The sequence below is a fragment of the Lacrimispora sphenoides genome (assembly GCF_900105215.1).
Classification (GTDB): domain Bacteria; phylum Bacillota; class Clostridia; order Lachnospirales; family Lachnospiraceae; genus Lacrimispora; species Lacrimispora sphenoides_A.
In genome coordinates, this window is the sequence record NZ_FOIP01000001.1 from 1,244,932 (window position 1) to 1,262,436 (window position 17,505).

Annotated in this window: 22 protein-coding genes; 9 read left to right on the plus strand and 13 right to left on the minus strand. The window is 44.1% G+C overall.

What is annotated here, in order from left to right; genetic code table 11:
* Window positions 1–468: 468 nt before the first annotated feature.
* Window positions 469–2,289, plus strand: a complete 1,821-nt coding sequence (locus BMW45_RS05715) for a DUF885 domain-containing protein (protein WP_092241267.1) — start codon at window positions 469–471, stop codon at window positions 2,287–2,289.
* A 52-nt stretch (window positions 2,290–2,341) separates the two neighbouring features.
* On the opposite strand, the gene BMW45_RS05720 is transcribed toward BMW45_RS05715, so the two are convergent.
* The 3 genes from BMW45_RS05720 to BMW45_RS05730 all read right to left on the minus strand — a co-directional run bounded on the left by BMW45_RS05720 (window position 2,342) and on the right by BMW45_RS05730 (window position 3,989).
* Window positions 2,342–2,881 (minus strand): GerMN domain-containing protein, encoded by a 540-nt coding sequence (locus tag BMW45_RS05720; protein WP_092241269.1) that lies wholly within the window; start codon window positions 2,879–2,881, stop codon window positions 2,342–2,344.
* Between the two features lie 27 nt (window positions 2,882–2,908).
* Entirely contained in the window at window positions 2,909–3,358 is a 450-nt protein-coding gene (locus BMW45_RS05725; RefSeq protein ID WP_092241271.1) for a MarR family winged helix-turn-helix transcriptional regulator, read from the minus strand.
* A 103-nt stretch (window positions 3,359–3,461) separates the two neighbouring features.
* Window positions 3,462–3,989 carry a nucleoside recognition domain-containing protein gene (locus BMW45_RS05730; protein WP_092241273.1) on the minus strand — a complete coding sequence of 176 codons (528 nt, stop codon included), beginning with the start codon at window positions 3,987–3,989 and terminating at the stop codon, window positions 3,462–3,464.
* A gap of 158 nt (window positions 3,990–4,147) precedes the next feature.
* On the opposite strand from BMW45_RS05730, the gene BMW45_RS05735 reads away from it, so the two are divergent.
* Window positions 4,148–4,507 (plus strand): arsenate reductase family protein, encoded by a 360-nt coding sequence (locus BMW45_RS05735; RefSeq protein WP_092241275.1) that lies wholly within the window; start codon window positions 4,148–4,150, stop codon window positions 4,505–4,507.
* A gap of 93 nt (window positions 4,508–4,600) precedes the next feature.
* Here the strand turns inward: BMW45_RS05735 and BMW45_RS28220 are convergent, their stop codons facing one another.
* Entirely contained in the window at window positions 4,601–5,089 is a 489-nt protein-coding gene (locus BMW45_RS28220; RefSeq protein ID WP_207649053.1) for a hypothetical protein, read from the minus strand.
* Between the two features lie 111 nt (window positions 5,090–5,200).
* On the opposite strand from BMW45_RS28220, the gene BMW45_RS05745 reads away from it, so the two are divergent.
* Window positions 5,201–6,262, plus strand: a complete 1,062-nt coding sequence (locus BMW45_RS05745) for an undecaprenyldiphospho-muramoylpentapeptide beta-N-acetylglucosaminyltransferase (RefSeq protein WP_092241277.1) — start codon at window positions 5,201–5,203, stop codon at window positions 6,260–6,262.
* 9 nt (window positions 6,263–6,271) lie between these two features.
* Here BMW45_RS05745 and BMW45_RS05750 read toward each other — a convergent pair whose 3' ends face one another.
* From BMW45_RS05750 to BMW45_RS05760, 3 genes are read right to left on the minus strand one after another with little or no spacing between them, the layout of a single operon-like run.
* Window positions 6,272–6,814: an RNA polymerase sigma factor gene (locus BMW45_RS05750; RefSeq protein ID WP_025230801.1), complete on the minus strand. Its 543-nt coding sequence runs from the start codon at window positions 6,812–6,814 to the stop codon at window positions 6,272–6,274.
* Window positions 6,811–7,248, minus strand: coding sequence for an HIT family protein (locus BMW45_RS05755; RefSeq protein ID WP_092241278.1), 438 nt, complete (start codon window positions 7,246–7,248; stop codon window positions 6,811–6,813). Before BMW45_RS05755 ends, BMW45_RS05750 begins: the two co-directional genes overlap by 4 nt.
* A 23-nt stretch (window positions 7,249–7,271) precedes the next feature.
* Window positions 7,272–7,892, minus strand: coding sequence for a rhomboid family intramembrane serine protease (locus tag BMW45_RS05760; RefSeq protein WP_025230799.1), 621 nt, complete (start codon window positions 7,890–7,892; stop codon window positions 7,272–7,274).
* A 286-nt stretch (window positions 7,893–8,178) separates the two neighbouring features.
* Between BMW45_RS05760 and BMW45_RS05765 the strand changes: the two genes are divergently transcribed.
* The 6 genes from BMW45_RS05765 to BMW45_RS05790 all read left to right on the plus strand — a co-directional run bounded on the left by BMW45_RS05765 (window position 8,179) and on the right by BMW45_RS05790 (window position 12,184).
* On the plus strand, window positions 8,179–8,568 hold the full coding sequence (locus BMW45_RS05765) for a Fur family transcriptional regulator (protein WP_092241280.1): 390 nt from the start codon (window positions 8,179–8,181) through the stop codon (window positions 8,566–8,568).
* Between the two features lie 33 nt (window positions 8,569–8,601).
* Complete coding sequence (locus BMW45_RS05770; RefSeq protein ID WP_092241282.1) at window positions 8,602–8,898, plus strand: hypothetical protein; 297 nt, start codon at window positions 8,602–8,604, stop codon at window positions 8,896–8,898.
* Window positions 8,899–9,016: 118 nt separating this feature from the next.
* Complete coding sequence (locus BMW45_RS05775; RefSeq protein WP_092241284.1) at window positions 9,017–10,003, plus strand: metal ABC transporter substrate-binding protein; 987 nt, start codon at window positions 9,017–9,019, stop codon at window positions 10,001–10,003.
* A 14-nt stretch (window positions 10,004–10,017) separates the two neighbouring features.
* Window positions 10,018–10,728, plus strand: a complete 711-nt coding sequence (locus BMW45_RS05780; RefSeq protein ID WP_092241286.1) for a metal ABC transporter ATP-binding protein — start codon at window positions 10,018–10,020, stop codon at window positions 10,726–10,728.
* Window positions 10,725–11,579 carry a metal ABC transporter permease gene (locus tag BMW45_RS05785; protein WP_207649054.1) on the plus strand — a complete coding sequence of 285 codons (855 nt, stop codon included), beginning with the start codon at window positions 10,725–10,727 and terminating at the stop codon, window positions 11,577–11,579. The genes BMW45_RS05780 and BMW45_RS05785 overlap by 4 nt, the downstream gene beginning before the upstream one ends.
* On the plus strand, window positions 11,576–12,184 hold the full coding sequence (locus BMW45_RS05790) for a hypothetical protein (RefSeq protein WP_092241288.1): 609 nt from the start codon (window positions 11,576–11,578) through the stop codon (window positions 12,182–12,184). Before BMW45_RS05785 ends, BMW45_RS05790 begins: the two co-directional genes overlap by 4 nt.
* Before the next feature lie 117 nt (window positions 12,185–12,301).
* On the opposite strand, the gene BMW45_RS05795 is transcribed toward BMW45_RS05790, so the two are convergent.
* The 6 genes from BMW45_RS05795 to BMW45_RS05820 form a co-directional block, all read right to left on the minus strand.
* On the minus strand, window positions 12,302–13,606 hold the full coding sequence (locus tag BMW45_RS05795) for a DUF6382 domain-containing protein (RefSeq protein WP_092241290.1): 1,305 nt from the start codon (window positions 13,604–13,606) through the stop codon (window positions 12,302–12,304).
* 1 nt (window position 13,607) lies between these two features.
* Entirely contained in the window at window positions 13,608–13,997 is a 390-nt protein-coding gene (locus tag BMW45_RS05800) for a hypothetical protein (protein ID WP_025230791.1), read from the minus strand.
* The gene (locus BMW45_RS05805; RefSeq protein ID WP_092241292.1) at window positions 13,994–14,428 is read right to left on the minus strand and encodes a prepilin peptidase; all 435 of its coding nucleotides are present in this window, start codon (window positions 14,426–14,428) and stop codon (window positions 13,994–13,996) included. The genes BMW45_RS05800 and BMW45_RS05805 overlap by 4 nt, the downstream gene beginning before the upstream one ends.
* A gap of 12 nt (window positions 14,429–14,440) precedes the next feature.
* Window positions 14,441–15,364 (minus strand): hypothetical protein, encoded by a 924-nt coding sequence (locus BMW45_RS05810; RefSeq protein WP_092241294.1) that lies wholly within the window; start codon window positions 15,362–15,364, stop codon window positions 14,441–14,443.
* A 64-nt stretch (window positions 15,365–15,428) separates the two neighbouring features.
* Window positions 15,429–17,315, minus strand: a complete 1,887-nt coding sequence (locus tag BMW45_RS05815) for a DUF5702 domain-containing protein (RefSeq protein ID WP_092241296.1) — start codon at window positions 17,313–17,315, stop codon at window positions 15,429–15,431.
* Window positions 17,315–17,500, minus strand: a complete 186-nt coding sequence (locus tag BMW45_RS05820) for a Flp1 family type IVb pilin (protein WP_092241298.1) — start codon at window positions 17,498–17,500, stop codon at window positions 17,315–17,317. The genes BMW45_RS05815 and BMW45_RS05820 overlap by 1 nt, the downstream gene beginning before the upstream one ends.
* Between the last annotated feature and the right edge of the window lie 5 nt (window positions 17,501–17,505).

The window sequence follows — 17,505 nt, forward strand, 5'->3', positions numbered from 1 at the left end:
CCAAAGAAAAACCCGCCTTAAAAAATCCTTTCGGAAATTTAAAGACGGGGAACTGTCCCGTGTTACCACTTTAATTTATCCGTACCTTGCAGTACAGACCTTACTGGCTGCGTTTGTTCCATAAAATCTCCTTAAGATCTTACGGTTACTTAATAACAGTCTGACACGATAACGGGTGTAACCGTCGAAATTTAAAGGCGCGGTTTCGCCAATTCAATTCCGCTGCTCCAAGGCCATGTTGGGAAATACGCTCAAGCTTCCTTTTCAGCTTCCGGAAGTCTCTGCACATGAGGTTGATTTCTTACTCTTCTTTTCTCAGCATTCTTATATAAATTGATTGTTAGTAACCCTAGTTTAATAGTTTCAGTAAGGTTTGTCAAGCGGGTATGTAGGTACATCATCGCTTTTGTCATGACTTTTTTAATATCATCATATAAATAATAATAGTGAATCACGGAGGAAGCAAATATGAAAAACATCATTTTGAAACAGGGCCGCCGTTTTCTATCTTTCATCCTGGCTGTTTCCCTGCTTTGTGCTTGTGCACCCCCCGATAAATCCCCTGCCACACCTTCAGGGGCCGGGTATGAACAATTCCATGCAAAAGATTTGTCCGCACAAAACAAGTTTGATCAATTTACAAATGACCTGTTTCGTGAGGAAATCAGCGATTCCGGAATCAGTTTTCACTATAGTATCGCAGATCCTGCTTCCCGGGGGTTTGATACAGTTCCTTTGACCTTGGGGGAATTTTCTCTGGATAAAATGAAACAGGGATCGAATGATCTTAGGGAGTTAAAAAGAAAGCTTGAAGGTTTTAACCCCCGCCAGCTATCCGACGAGCAGCGGCTTACCTGGCAGATTCTCCGTTCTTACATAAATACAGAATTAGAATCTGACGGTCTGGAGCTTTACGCCCAGCCTTTAACAACCACCATAGGAATCCAGGCACAGCTTCCCATCTTGTTTTCAGAATACGCCTTTTATACCCGGGATGATGTGGACCATTATCTTGCGCTGCTTTCTACCATTGATGATTATTATGGACAGATTATGGAGTTTGAAAAGAAAAAATCAGAAGCCGGCTTATTTATGTCTGACGCTGCCGCAGATCATGTATTAAAATCCTGTGAGGCATATCTAATCCAGCCTGACCACAGCTTCCTTGCCGACACATTCAACACCCGGGTGGATGCCCTTACGGACCTAACCGCTGAAGAGAAAGCTTCTTATAAAGAGAAGAATTTAAAAGTCCTGGAAGAACATTTCATACCAGCTTATAAAAATCTAATAAATGGTATCACCGCCCTTATGGGGACCGGGACCAATGATAAAGGCTTATCCTTCTATCCAAAGGGTAAAGAATATTTTGAATACCTGGTCAAATCCAACACCGGAACCTCTTATGATTCCATCCGAAGTCTGACAAAGGCAATCGAAAAACAGTTAAATGCCGATATCCAGGCCATAGGAGCGATCACAAAGGAACATCCCGAAGTGCTGGACCACCTTGACAACTATTCCTTCCATTATACCAAGCCGGAAGATATCCTGGATTCTCTAAAATCCCAGATATCCACAGATTTTCCTGAGCTTCCGCCCTGCAGCTATACCGTAAAATACGTTCCAAGTTCTCTGGAGGCATCTTTAAGCCCAGCCTTCTACTTAGTTCCTCCTCTGGACCGTTACGAGGATAATGTCATTTACATCAACGGCAATCCACGGTTTCAAAATGATGATCTTTTCACCACCCTGGCTCATGAAGGTTATCCCGGACATTTATATCAGAACGTATATTTTTTAAGCAGGCAACCAAACGACTTAAGAAGCATCCTCTCCTTCCCCAGCTATTCGGAAGGCTGGGCCACCTATGTGGAGTTTTACTCCTACACCATGGATAACGGGCTGCCTCCTGGGCTTGGAGAGCTTCTGGCACATAACACTGCTGTTACGTTGGGCATCTATGCCTATCTGGATATCTGTATCAATTATGAGGGCTGGGATAAAGAACAGACAGCCAAATATCTTGGCACGTTTTATAATATTGAGAAAACAGATATTGTAGATTCCATTTACTCCAGCCTGATCGAAAATCCCACCAATTACATGGAATACTACGTGGGATATATGGAGATTATGGAAATGCTGGGCACAGCCAAAAGGATCTTAAAGGATGATTTTAATTTAAAGGATTTCCACGCTTTTATGCTTGATATAGGTCCTGCTCCGTTTTCAGTTATACAGCCTGCGTTCCGCACCTGGCTGTCCAAACAGTTAAGAAGCCAATAAATCAAAAAGGGCAGAAGCTTGTAATATGCAGCTTCTGCCCTACTTTTTTATCTTATTTTATTTTCTTATAATTCTTAACGTATTCCAGGTAATCACTATCTCCCTGCTTGATCTGATCATTGGAATAATTCTTACCATTAACAAGAATTTTTAATTTATCCAATTCAAAATTTTCGATAAAGGTATTGCCAACCGCGGTCAGGGTAAGTAAATCTTCTGTTGTACCTTTTTCCGGCATCTGGGATAAATCAAGAGTAGCCGTTCCATCATCTTTCTTATCAAACTGCAGAACCTTTGTACCATCCTCTAATACGCTGTATTCAATCAGCTTGTCCACCATAGCGTCAGCCGTCAGCTCAGATACTGCATCCATCGCCTGATTTAAACCGGTGGAGTCATCATTCTTACTATATACGGAAATGATCTCCATTGGTTCTGCGTTAGGATCAGGAACTTTATCACTGGCGCCTCCCGTTGAAGCCATTACCTGAGGGTCAGGCGCTGTGGTCTCCACCTTAGGCTGTGTTGGGGCACATGCCACCAGGGACATCATCATCAAAGCGCTCATTAAAAACACGATGAATTTTTTCATAATTGAGTATTGCCTCCTTAAATTCTCTTAAAGGCTCCGAAACCACTGATTTAACTTGGTCAGAGCTTTGATCAAAACTTCTATTTCATTCTCATTTAAACCTGCAACCACGCCGGCGATCATCTCCTGATGAAATCTGGCATGGTGTTCATAGGCTTCTTTCCCTTTTTCTGAAAGAGAGATGTATACAACACGCCGGTCCTCTTTTCCTCTCTGACGGGTCACATACCCCTTCTTTACAAGACTGTTCATGGCTATGGTCAACGTACCGACCGTAACAGACAATTCCCTGGCTATGGCCGACATGTTTTTGGGTTCTCCAATGCCAATGGCCTCGATCACATGCATATCATTATTTGTAATATTAGTAAATTCCTGTGTAATGATAGCCTGTTGCTCTATATCCATAATATCTCGAAACAGTCTTACCAAAACTTCGTTAAGAGTCCCGAAAGTATCCACGTTTATCCCCTTCACTTATGACAATAAAAGCTTCTTCGTAATTATACATGATTATGTATCCCAAGACAACCACCTGAATTCTTATGAAATTCTTAAAATCAGATCAAATAAATACCTTTTATACCAGAAAACGGGATATGGCGACACTTGCGGCTACGCCCGCCGCCGTGGCAGCCAATGCACCGCCCAGGGTATACCGTGTTTTTTTAATTTTTACGGTTCCAAAATAAATGCTCAGGCAATAGAAAACGGTTTCCGTACAGCTCATGATCACTGACGTCAGCATACCGATATAGGAATCTGTTCCATATTTCTTAAAAATATCGAGCACAAGTCCTGTGGCAGCTGAGTTTGAAATCAGACGCACTAAAATCACCGGCACGACCGGTGCGGGAAGAAACAGGAGGGCAGCCGGCTTTGTCAGGCATTTTGCCAGAAAGTCTAAAAAACCGGAAGCACGGAGCACCCCCACTGCGGTCATAAGTCCGATGAGCGTAGGCATGATCCCTGCCACGGTTTTCATCCCTTCCTTGGCCCCGTCTATAAAATCGTCAAAAACCGGACGTTTGGACAATATGCCAAAGCCTACCATGTAAAAAATGATAAGCGGCACTGCCGCCTCAGACAGAAATAATAGAAATTTCATACCTTCACCTAAAAAACCTTAATTGTTATAGTTTATTCCAATTCTTCCCTTTTCATTCAAGGCGTTTTGAGGTAAACTATCCACGAAAGCAATGAGCACTGCGGACTCACCCGCTGCGATGCGGACTTACGTGATTAACCGAAAGGAGATGTACCGATATGAGTATTTTATTTTTACAGTATCCCCCCTGCAGTACCTGCAAAAATGCAAAAAAGTGGCTAGATGCCCATAATGTAGCATATGACACCAGAAATATTAAAGAAGAAAACCCAAACTCCGTAGAGCTTGCAGACTGGATCCAAAAAAGCGGCCTTCCCATAAAGCGTTTTTTTAATACCAGCGGAATTATCTACAAGGAAAAAAATTTAAAAGAGCTTTTGCCCGGCATGAGCGAAAAAGAACAGATCGATCTCCTGGCGACCGATGGAATGTTAGTTAAGCGTCCCTTAATCATTGGCGATGATTTCGTCCTGGTTGGCTTTAAGGAGAAGGAATGGGAGTCGTCCCTGCTCCGGTAAATTCTTATCTAAAAAACAACGCTTTTCCATAGAAATACCCGGCGGACTTAAGTTTGTATCTTCTCCCTTCCGCCGGGTATTCTGCCATAAACTTTACTGCTCTATTTTATGGGGTATGCTGTTAATCATTAACAGTTCGATCCCCAGATGCTCTTTTATTTCTTCATACGCATTGGACACCTTGTCCGCTTTGAGTACTTCATTTCTGCTCTTACCGGCCCCCTGCTCTTTCAAACGATAAGCATGAGCCTTCTTTGCCGATGCCCCGATTGCTGAAGCAGCCAGTATAATCAGGACCACCATTACGATTAGGAACGGCTTTTGTATGGAATTTACTATTCTGTGGCCGTAATACAATACCCTCAGCTGCTTTCCTATTACGGTTTCTGTCCCTCTCCGGTTAAGCTCCGCCATAATCGCTTGAAATTCGCCGGGAGGAGGGGATGGGGGTTCAGGTGTTAATTCCGGATGCTCCTGCATATAATCAAGCAGATGGGCTTCCAATTTTTCCTGAGACGACAAATGATATTTTATCCGTTTTAAAATTGAATATTTTTTTCCATGGTTTCTCTCCTTCTCCACGTACACACCTCTTAAATACAAGTTATCCTTAAGTTCCCACAAGCTTTGGGGTTGACTTTTTATCGCTAACGTTTACTATAATAGTATATCGAATTTGGGAGGCAACACTTTATGAAAAAAATCATCTTAACCGGCGGTGGTACTGCCGGTCATGTTACCCCGAACCTGGCTTTAGTTCCCTCGTTAAAAGAGAGGAATTACGATATTCACTATATAGGATCATACCAGGGAATCGAACGCAAGCTCATCGAGGGAGCCGGCATCCCCTATGACGGCATTTCTTCCGGTAAATTCCGTCGGTATTTTGACTTTAAAAACTTCTCTGATCCCTTCCGGGTATTAAAAGGATATTGGGAAGCATTGAGATTGATAAAAAATTATAAGCCGGATGTGGTTTTCTCAAAAGGAGGCTTTGTAGCCGTTCCCGTTGTGTTGGCTGCAAAACACTGCAAGGTGCCTGTTATCATTCACGAATCAGATATGACTCCAGGGCTTGCCAACAGGCTTAGTATTACTTCTGCAACAAAAATCTGCTGCAATTTTCCGGAAACCCTTCCTTATCTACCAAAGGAAAAAGCCGTACTCACTGGCTCTCCTATAAGGAAAGAGCTTTTAATGGGAGATCGGCAGACAGGTTTAAAATATGCACGTTTGTCTGCAAACCGGCCTGTTATCCTGATCATCGGCGGAAGTCTTGGTTCCGTAACAGTAAATACCGCCTTACGGGGCATTCTCCCAAAACTGCTTAAAAATTACCAGGTGATACATATCTGTGGAAAAGGCAATCTGGACGAAAGCCTGATCGGAATGGAAGGATATGTACAATACGAATATGTTGACGCCCCTCTAAAACATCTATTTGCTGCTGCAGACCTAATGATCTCAAGAGCCGGGGCAAATTCCATCTGTGAAATTCTCGCACTTAGAAAGCCGAATATCCTGATTCCTCTTTCCGCTGCCGCCAGCAGGGGGGATCAGATTTTAAATGCAAGATCCTTTGCAAAGCAAGGCTTCAGCTCTCTTCTGGAAGAAGAAAACCTAACCGGAGATTCCCTTTTGCAGGCAATCAGCGAAACATTTGCCAACCGTCAGACTTTTATCTCTAAAATGGAGAAAAGTGAACTACACAATGCGGTTGATACCATTATTGATATGATTGAATCTCTGGTTTAAAATTAATTTTTATATATGAAAATTAGGACCGAGGATCTTTTTTAAGCAAACTCTAGTACGATATATCCGGGAGCGGCATACCGTTCCCGGAATTTTTAGGATTTCGCAAATTTCAGGAATAGTAAGCTGTTCCAGAAAATAAAGAATGGCCATTTCCTTCCATTCCTCTCTCATATTGGAAATCTCCCAGGTTATCTTTAAAAGAGCTTCCTCTCCAAGGATCACATCCAGGGGATCAGTGACTACATATCTCGTAAGCATCGCCACCTCATTAACTGCGTCTCCCTCATCCAGGCTCACCTTCTCATAATGGCCGTTCTTACGGAGACAGTCAATGGATTTACGTTTCAGGATCTTAATCAACATGCCTTTCTTTCGTGTATCTGACCATGATAATGAATAATTCTCAAAATATGCAATAAAAGTTTCCTGCACTACATCATCCAGTTCCATGTCCGGCACATTGAGTGTTTTCGCTATCCTGCGGAGCAATCCCTGATATTCCCCATATATAGACTGCAGTAACAGATTTTCATCTTCATGTATGCTCATTGATTGTGTCCCTCTGATAGTAGGGCGCTCCTTATAGCGTCTCCTGTCTGTGTTAATTCTCCTGGATCTGCCTCGCCCGGCACCCATGAAACCATTCCAGGGCCTTCCTCATAACGAGGAATCAAATGCACATGAAAATGAAAAACCGTCTGGCCTGCTTCTTTCCCATTATTCTGCACAACATTAAATCCGGCACAGCCTAATGAGTTTTTCATGGCATTTCCTATTTTAGCCGCTAACGGGAGAACCTTTTTTGCTGTTTCCTCTTCCAGCTCACAGATATCTTTGTAATGCTGTTTAGGAAGTATCAGGGCATGCCCCCTGGAAGCTGGTCCTAAATCCAGGATCACACGAAACATGTCATCCTCGTAGATCGTTTCAGAAGGTATCACGCCATTTGCAATTTTGCAGAAAATGCAATTATCGTCCCTCACTTACTCACCTCCTTCCAAATAGATTATCCCCATATCTCCATATCCTGGCGCCTTCTTGGCTTGCGGTACATGAGAATCCCCATAACTACGCCAACAATGAGCCCACCAATATGGGCAGCATTATCTACGCCTGTGCTGGTAAAGCCAAAATACAGGGAACACGCAATCACAACTGCCAGCTGTCTGACACTTAAGTCCTCCAACCGGCCGCGGTTGACTAATACCGCATATAAAAGGCCTCCGATCACGCCAAAAATTGCGCCTGACGCCCCTGCCGAGACTACGGTTCTGTATTCTCCAAGATTCACTACCATAGACACCACATTGGCGCCTACTCCGCAAAGCAAATAGAAGAGCAGGTATTTTATATGGCCCAGAGCCCTCTCCAAATTATCTCCCAATATAAATAAAATGAGCATGTTATTCATAATATGGTTAATACCAAAATGCATAAAAACAGAAGTGAGCAGCCGGTAATACTCTCCTCCCTCCAATACAAGCGGAGCGTACATTGCTCCATGTGCCACCATAAACTGCGTATTTTCCGTGGAGCCTGTCACCTCCAGATATAGGAAATAGATGACATTTATTGCGATCAAACCAACGTTTACAAATGCCTTCTTACGCCTGTATAAGTCCTTCATTACAGCTCTCCTTGCTAAATATTATGCCTATTTTAACACAAGTTGACATATTATGTAAATATGAACGCGAAATTTGCGGTAAAAACTTAACCATTTTAGCCAAAACTGCAACCTCAGCCTATCTAAATCCGGCCGGCTGTTTTAAAAGGCATCCGGGGAACTCTTCCTGCCCGGCAAGGGGCCTGAAGGATATAATTTGCGAAACATTCGCAAATTACCTTGACAACATATCAATTCCGCAGTACACTTATTTGCGAACAAATCGCAAATTAGGAAGTGAACCCTTTTGGCCAATTATATGACAGCACAAAGAAAACAGCTTTTTGCCTTTTTGCAGGAAAACCCTGACAGACAATTTTCCGCAAAACAAATTGCAGACAGCCTTTCCGATTCTTCCGTCAGTTTAAGTGCAGTGTATCGTAATCTCACTTATCTGGAGGAAAAAGGGCTGATTAACCGCTTCACGAAAGAAGGAAGCCGGGAGCTTTTTTATCAGTATATTCATTCAGAGGATTGTCGTAATTGTATTCATATGAACTGCATAAAATGCGGAAGGGCTTATCATATGGATGCCCACATTGCCGACAGGATGCTGGAGGACATTTTAAAAGTGGACGGTTTTCAGATCAAAAAAGAGAAATCCGTACTTTACGGGATCTGCAAAAACTGTATCTGATGTGTCCATTGTTTTTAAAAAGGAGGAAGAGATATGGCAAAAAACAAAAAACTGCTTGCCGGGTTTATCACCCTGGCGATTCTTTTTATGCTGCTCTTTTCCATATTTTATATCACTGCAGAGGCCCGCCATCAATGCATAGGCGAAAACTGCCCCATCTGTCTTGAAGTTCAGGCCTGTGTCCAGGCACTGAATACTCTTGGAACAGGCCTTGCGCCTGCCGTTGCCATATTCGCGGCCGCCTACTTTTTTGTAATCTGCGTGATTCCGGTCTTTCACCGCAACCCTTCACATACTTTGGTTTCTCTTAAGGTAAAGCTTACGAATTGAATATTGATTTTAACAGGGGAGAATTCTGCCCATTTTAGGCAGAAACCGATATCTGTCGATGCTCCCTTATATTCTTATGCCCATTTTTAATGATCTATATTTATTCGGAGGTTCTAAAATGAAAAAATTAATTTCCTGCCTGTTAGCAGGACTTATGATTATAGGAGCACTTACTGCTTGCTCCAATACAAATGCAACGACAACGGCCAGCAATAACAATAAACTAAGCGTGGTATGCACGATTTTTCCGGAGTACGATTGGGTCAGAGAAATCCTTGGCAGTCATGGGGACAATGGAGAGGTCACCATGCTTCTGGATAACGGTGTGGATCTGCACAGCTATCAGCCGACAGCGGATGATATCATCAAAATCTCAAACAGCGATATGTTCATCTATGTAGGTGGTGAATCCGACCTATGGGTGGAGGATGCTTTAAAGGAAGCTAAAAACAAAGATATGGTCGTGATCAATCTCCTTGAAGTTCTGGGCGACACCGTCAAAGAGGAAGAGGTCGTTGAAGGAATGGAGTCAGAGGAAGAAGCCGAGGATGGCAGTGAGGATGGCCCGGAATATGACGAGCACGTTTGGCTGTCACTGAAAAATGCCAAAACCTATTGCAATTACATTGCTTCAAAGCTTGGGGAAATCGACAGTGCAAATGCCGCGGACTATTCTGCAAACGCAGATGCCTATGGAAAAAAGCTGGATCAATTGGATGAAAGCTACCAGCAGACAGTTGACTCTGCAAAACAGAATACCGTGCTGTTTGGGGACCGCTTTCCCTTCCGCTACTTAGCAGATGATTACGGCCTTACCTATTATGCCGCATTTGTGGGCTGCTCTGCAGAAACGGAGGCCAGCTTTGAAACCATTGCCTTTCTTTCAAAAAAAGTTGATGAATTGGGGCTTGGCACTGTGCTTACGATTGAAGGCGCCAAGCATAAAATCGCTGAAACCATCGTTCAAAACACGAAGGATAAAAATCAGGCAGTCCGTACCATGGATTCCATGCAGTCTACCACTTCCAAGGATGCAGAAAGTGGTACCACCTATCTTTCCATTATGCAGACGAATCTGGAAGTACTGAAAGATGCATTAAATTAAGAGGAGGAATCATAGTGGCACAGCTAACATGTAACAACCTTACCATCGGGTATGACGGCAAAACGGTCCTTAAGGGACTTAACTTTTCCGTAAACAGCGGTGATTATCTCTGTATCGTAGGAGAAAACGGTTCCGGGAAAAGTACTCTCATGAAAACTATTCTGCACCTTCTGGCGCCGCTTGAAGGAAGCATTGTTATAGAAAACAAGCAGCATCCAGAAGGAATCGGATATCTGCCTCAGCAGACAGTGGTACAAAAGGATTTTCCGGCATCTGTTCGGGAAATTGTTTTATCGGGCTGTCTGAACCGCTGTGGGCTGCGTCCCTATTACAGCCGCGAAGAAAAGCAGCTTTCCCATGAAAATATGGAGAAAATGGGGATCTCCCATTTGTCCAAACGGTGTTACAGAGAATTGTCCGGAGGCCAGCAGCAGCGAGTTCTGCTGGCACGGGCGCTGTGCGCTGCCGGAAAAATGCTTCTGCTTGACGAGCCTGTTTCAGGGCTTGACCCAAAGGCCACTGCCGAGATGTATGAGTTAATCAAAAAGCTGAATGAGGAAGGCATCACCATTATTATGATATCTCATGATATAGGCTCTGCAGTTAACTATGCAAGCCATATCCTGCACATGGGAGATCCTCTCTTTTTCGGAACAAAAGATGAGTATTTAGACAGCAGCATCGGCAAAGCTTATTCATCTCAGAATGGAGGCAAAGAAGCATGAGTATATTGATTGAAAAATTAGCCTTATATTTTGAATATCCCTTTGTACGCTATGCTCTGATTGTCGGGATATTAATTGCTCTCTGCTCCTCCCTGTTGGGTGTTACACTGGTCTTAAAGCGTTTTTCCTTTATTGGCGACGGACTGTCCCATGTTGCCTTTGGGGGTATGGCAATCGCTACGGTAATGAAGCTGTCTAATCAAATGCTGCTCATTCTGCCGGTTACCGTCATCTGCGCAATTCTTCTGCTGCGAACGGGTCAGAATGCCAAAATCAAGGGCGATGCAGCTATCGCTATGATTTCCGTGGGCGCGCTGGCCCTGGGCTACCTGCTTATGAATATATTTTCTGCCTCAGCCAATCTGGCAGGAGACGTATGCAGCACGCTGTTTGGTTCAACCTCCATTCTGACACTGACAAAGACGGAAGTATGGCTTTGTGTTGCCCTTTCGGTGGTCGTTATCGCCGTATTTTTACTCTTTTACCATAAGATATTTGCAGTCACCTTTGATGAAGACTTTGCAAGAGCAACCGGCACAAAAGCGGAACAATACAACCTGCTGATTGCGGTTATCATAGCCATTATCATCGTACTTGCCATGAATCTGGTTGGATCTCTGCTGATCTCTGCATTGGTCATTTTTCCGGCGCTCTCGGCTATGCGCATATTTAAAAACTTTAAGTCCGTGATCCTTTGTTCGGCAATCCTTTCCGTCTTCTGCGCCGTACTGGGAATTCTAACATCCATTCTGGCAGGAACTCCGGTCGGTTCAACCATTGTAGCCGTTGATATCGCTGCGTTTGCCATATGCTCACTCATTGGGTGGATCCGGGGAGGTGTCAAAGGATGAAACGTATCTTTGGGATGGTTCTGATGCTTTTCATGGTAAACCTAGCATTAACAGGCTGCGGAAAAGACGCCGTGACTGCCCCCGGTCCGTCGCTGCCGCAAGGGGACCAGGCAGACTCCGGACAATACGGGACCGCAGGCTCTGAACAATACGATCCGGAGAGTACGGAAGACTTTGACATTAATACCTATCCTTCTGATTCCTTCGAACCAACCACGGAGCAATTTCAGGATGATCCAGCGGGCTCTACGAATAACACCGGGTTTGATATTGACCTGACGAAATTAAGCAGCACCATGGTTTTTTCCGAGGTATACAATATGATGATATCTCCGGAAGAATATATGGGAAAAACAATTAAAGCCGAAGGGATATTCCAGGTTTACCAGGATTCGAATAATAACAATTTTTACGCTTTGGTCATTGCGGATGCCACTGCCTGCTGCCAGCAAGGACTGGAATTAATCTGGGACGTAGATCTTACTTATCCCGATGACTATCCGGTTGAAAATAGCGAAATAGAAATAACAGGTGTGTATCAAAGTTATATAGAAGAAGGCAACACATATTATTATGTGCAGGTAAATGATGTTAAGGCGGTATAGAATTTCATTCCCATACCGCCAGTACACCGGCCCGAAAAAGGCCGGTGTTTTTATTTTGTAATTATAAATTTATGTAAATACAACTTCATGTAAACATAACTTCATGTAAACATAACTTCATGTAAATATAAATGGGTAATTTGCAATAAAAACTTCATCTCCTATTTTCAGCGATACCGTCTCATTTGTTTCTAATACCCGCCCGTTCACAGCGGTTCCATTGGTAGAATTTAAGTCACTGATCCGGTATTCTTCTCCTTCTCTGTCTATCCTGGCGTGAATCCTGCTGATGGCTTCTCCAGTGAGGACACAATCGACCATGCCTTCCTGCTTTCCAATTAAATAAGGGACATAAGTAATTGCGATATCTTCCAAATCAGTACCAACTGCACGTAAGTACCGGATACTTTTATCGGCCGTTGTATCGTTTAACAAGGCCGTTTGAAATACTTCCTCATCTCCTGTATCAGGTTTTGGTGTCTTTTCCTTTATCTCTTCTTCAAATGTCAACTGCCAGTCATAGCCTTCCGCCGGTTGACGGCCCCGCTCTTCCTTTTTCACCATCATCTCCTTTGGCTGCCTGGACTCTTTTCTCCATACGGCTAAAACTGCGAAAGCTGAGAAACCCCCGGTGATGGGCACCCCATACCAGAATTTTCGAATCCCTTCCATACCAAAAACCAACCATAAAGCTGTAGCAATACTAAACATAGCTAAAATTGGGATAATGAAAACAACTCCATTCACCTTACCATCAAAAAGGCGACTTCTTTCTTCTATCTCCTCATTAATTGAATACAAAATGTGAGAGCTAAGATTCTCTTCCGTCTTGTTGTCTCTTTCCGTCTGAAGTACACTTTCATCACTTCCTTTTTCGCTGGAACAATTCTTTCCGGCAATTTCAAGGAGGTCCTTCATCCCGTAATTTTCCTTAAGGCTTTCCTGATACAGGCCATACGCCATAACTACACATTCCTTATCCTGGTGATTGACCTTACCCAGAAGATACCGCAGCAACCCGGTCATCTCCTCAGGAAATCCCACCTGTCTACCGGGAACAAGGCAAAGGAAAACCGTAAACTGATCCGGCTCAACGTAAATATATTCTGGCTCCAGTAGGATTAGTTTTTCCTTAAGCAGGTAAGCCTCCAGCCTGTCCAGAGTCCGCCCAATATCTTCAATTAACTTCTTAAGCTCCTCCCTGCCCAGACTATGATATTCAAGAACTCTGTTTAAGGGCTGCTTTGAGGTGATCTCATAATAATATAATTTCTGATTATCCACCTGCTTCACATGGAACTTCAGCAGTCCACCGATCCTGTTTGCCGCCATCATATATATTTCATAACTGTCATTTCCATTCTCCTCCGGCTCCATAATCAAATAATTGTGCTTCATTTCCCGCCTGTATACAGCCTTCATCTCATTCCTCCTGATTGATGAGCGTCAACATCCTAAAAAAATTCTCCGGATCAAACACGCCCTGTTCCATTTCCAGCTTCCAGGCCCCCGCACTTCCATAGGCTTCCACCCTCCTGCCTGTTACTGGGTTTCCTGCCATCTTTATCTGAAAATCATATTTTTTCCAGGAAAAAGGATTACCGGCCCTTCTGACTGCCCACAAAGCAGCTTCATCAGACGGCTCTGTTTCATTATGGCGCAGTCTTTGCACCGTCTCTCCCAATGCCATTGATCCTACAACTTCATCCCTCAACCGGTAAGCTGCTTGTACAGAAACAATCAGCGCCCATAAAACAATTGCCATAATAAAAGCCGCCTCAACGGTATAGCTTCCCTGCAGTCTATTCTTCATAACATCACCAGTCCAATCCACACAGGAACAAGAAATGGCAGAAACGGTACCGTTTTCTTCTTATAATCCCGTCCCCGAAGCCAGCCCCAGACATAAATTCCACCGCATACAATGCCATTTAAAAAAATTCCACAGATCAATAACTTCAGATTCAAACGTGCTCTTAAAAATAGGCCGCTGACTACAAAAAACCAACCATCTCCCATTCCGATTGCCTCACCTGTTAATCGGCTTAAAAGAAGGAGTCCAACTCCTATCATACAGCTTAACAGCCGTTCTCTGCCAATATCTCCCTGTAAAAGAGCCAGAATCAGTCCGGCCATGCCTGCTGCCTGAAAAAGCCATACGCTGACAGCCTTTTCTCTTCCGTCTTCCCAGGCAGCCGCCAATAAAAACACTCCAAATATAATTTTATTTACGCTTTCCACCATAGAGGTACCTCCCTATTGAGAACAGTAGGAGCACGGTCCCAGATGGCGTACCTGGGATAAGGGGACAGCCTCCACATATGCCATGATAGAGGAACAATTCCTGTCACTGTGATACCGCTCTCCTGACGGCATGATATATACGCTGCCGCTCTCCTCTGCAAATCTGCCGCATCTGCTGCAGGGTTTATATTTACCGCCGGATAAATTACGAACAGTTTCTATTTCCTTAAAAGAAATCTGTTCTATATCATTGTATAAGTAATGGCATGTCCGTTGGCGGTGATATCTTGTACTCGCCTTTCCAATGTACACAAGCTCATCCTCCGGTCCGTTCTTTCCGCTGCGGCCTCCCTCCTGGCCGATCCAGGCCCTCCGGCAGCATCTGGCGGTCATGGGTATGCTGCTTAAGCCAAAAACAGAAAAGGGAATTCTTACCCGGTAATCCATAATCAGATCAATGGTCTCTCCGTCCATTAATACGGTGGAACGTGCAAAGGATGCTGATTGAAGCCGTTCAAACCCTGCCCGTCCTTCCACCCGCTTTCTGACAAAAAGAAGGATTCCTTCCTCTGTGAGTCCTTCTAAAAACTCCTCTGAAAAACCATCGATTCCTTTGGCCTGCACCTCTTCTCCCAGTTTAAGCTGGTGCAAAATATAAGCATACTGGCTGACTTCTTCTCCTGCTGCTTCCAGAGCGGTTTGTATTCGCCTCCCTTCCTTCATAACCCCCATGGGAAGCATGAGAATCACCATAAAGAACAGGTAAAGTGGCAGGACCAGGGCAGCCTCTATGGTCAGGCTCCCCTTTTTTCGGTGGCAGGAGGCAGATGATAATACCCTTTTTACAAGGAATCCTTGTTTCATGAAGGGGATTTGTACCTGGAGAGTAACAATTTTTTTATTATTTTTTCTATGGAACTCCTTGAAAAAGGGCATGATCATCCACCTCCTTACCAATTTTTTACCACACCGGGCATAAAGGGATATCTGCAAGCAGCCATTAATATACTTTTTCTGTCCGGACTTCCACTGGATAGGAGGGATTATTTCCTCCGAAAAACATATGCCTTGATCTCACAGTTCCCCTTACTTCCACCTGATAAACGCAGTTAGCCATGCGAAAATCCTCCTGTTTCCTGCATAAATTCATCTGGATCACATCCATCAGACGGTAATGCTGCTGTCCGGATTCTCCCGGGAAAAGAAGAAGCTTTAAATAGCCGGTATAATCAATTCCGTCTTCATCCTCTTTCCCACCTTCGCATGTTCCCGTTCTTCCTAATTCCAAAAGGGCATCTAGGGACAGCTTCCATGTGTTCCTTGACTTAAGAAAGACCACCTTTTTCCCCTCTAGAAGCATTCTCACATCCACAAGCGCCTCCTCAAGCGCCCAGATGCTCATAACAAAAAATGCAACGATCCCGGATAGAGGAGCCAGACCCACGGCTCCGGTAATAAGGCCGGCAAGAGACATTGCCTCCTCTCGTTTCTGGTCGTCTGAAAGAATATGGATTAGGTTCATGCCTTCCCTGATCATGAGAACCTCTAAAACTGTCTGTTTTAAGTTTTCCTCATCTGTTTTCTTTCCTGAAACCAGATATTCCAATTCGTACATTACCTCCTTATCCTCCTCTGAAAGAACGTTTGTAAGAAAACGGCCGCAATACTCCCCAAACAGAAGCCGGTCCAAAAGGCCCGTCTCCAGCACCTGGCCATCTCCGCAGGCAACGGAAGGAAAAGAATCGTCAGACAGAATGCCTTTGGATATTTCCTTTCCATCGGGCAGAACCAGGGATAAGAGCCCTGTCTGTATGAAACCTTCTAACTGTTCCAAAAGTCTCTGCTTTTCCGGGTCTTTCACCCCATTGGAATAAGAAAGAGAGGGGATGTCAGCCTTTGCCCATAGTTCCCCTACAGACCCCCATAGTTCGGACAGATCCGGGCCGTCATCCTCTTCATCATCACTGTCCCAGTTATCAATGATCTGCTCTACTTCAGAGGAGCGCTTCCCTGCCTGTTCCATCACCTGTTTTATCTGTTCCATCTTAACTGGCAGAGCCTCAATTTCCCGCCTTCGCTCCCCATCCTGATTTACATAGGATCCATAGCAAGAGGTATCCCCGATAAAAGCCTCACGTACTTCCTGACTCAATTCAGCCTGAGCCGCAAATAAGTCATTGTTAGTTCCACTTAAGCTGTTTTTTAAATCATCTGCCTTCTTCCCATAGGCCTTTACAAGGGAAGGAATCCGGTTCATTTCCCGCTCCAAAAGATCCGCTTCTCTACGAAAACCTGAACCATCATAATCCCTGATTCTTTCATAAGCAGACCGCCAGTATTCCTTCTGCCGCTTTAAAGAATCATTGATGTCTTCCAATGCCCTTTCCAACCGGACCGCTTCCCGTTCATGGTCACGAAACGATCCGGATAACCGTTTCACTGCTTTTGCTTCCTTTAAGTTCTTAAGCAGGGCTTCTGCACCCTTTTCATCTGTCATATTTTCAAATATTCCATACTTCATATAGTCCAGAATCTCCTTCTTCAAATACTGCCCTCCCCCATCAGTGATACGGAAAAGCTGCATTGTATCCGCCTTTTCCATATCCATGGAATACCAGCCGGAGCTGTCCATATAGGGCTCCATAAATCCTTTCCATGCTTTTTCAAGTTCCTCACCATTCTCACATTCCAGAAGAAAGAGACGGTATTTATCCCAGGCTTCTCTGTGAAACCTGCTGAATACAGAGTCCATGGAAGAATCGGCCGCCAGCTTTAGATAAAACCTGGTTCCGGCAGTCCGTGCGGACTCTAAAAGTCCGCACATCAGGCTGAATATGCATAAAAGAGCTAAACTGAAAAACACTGTTACCTGCCCGCTTTTGCGCATCAATACACCTCTTTAGACTGGCTGTTGATTTCCTTGAATATGTTATCAAGAAGAGTCGTTATCTGCTTTTTAAAAATAATGACAAGTCCGATTAACACCACCAGGATCAGCACTACTTCAATCACGCCTATTCCGTCTTCTTCCTTAAAGAAATCCAGGATCTGACTGTTTACCGTTGTCAGCATCATAT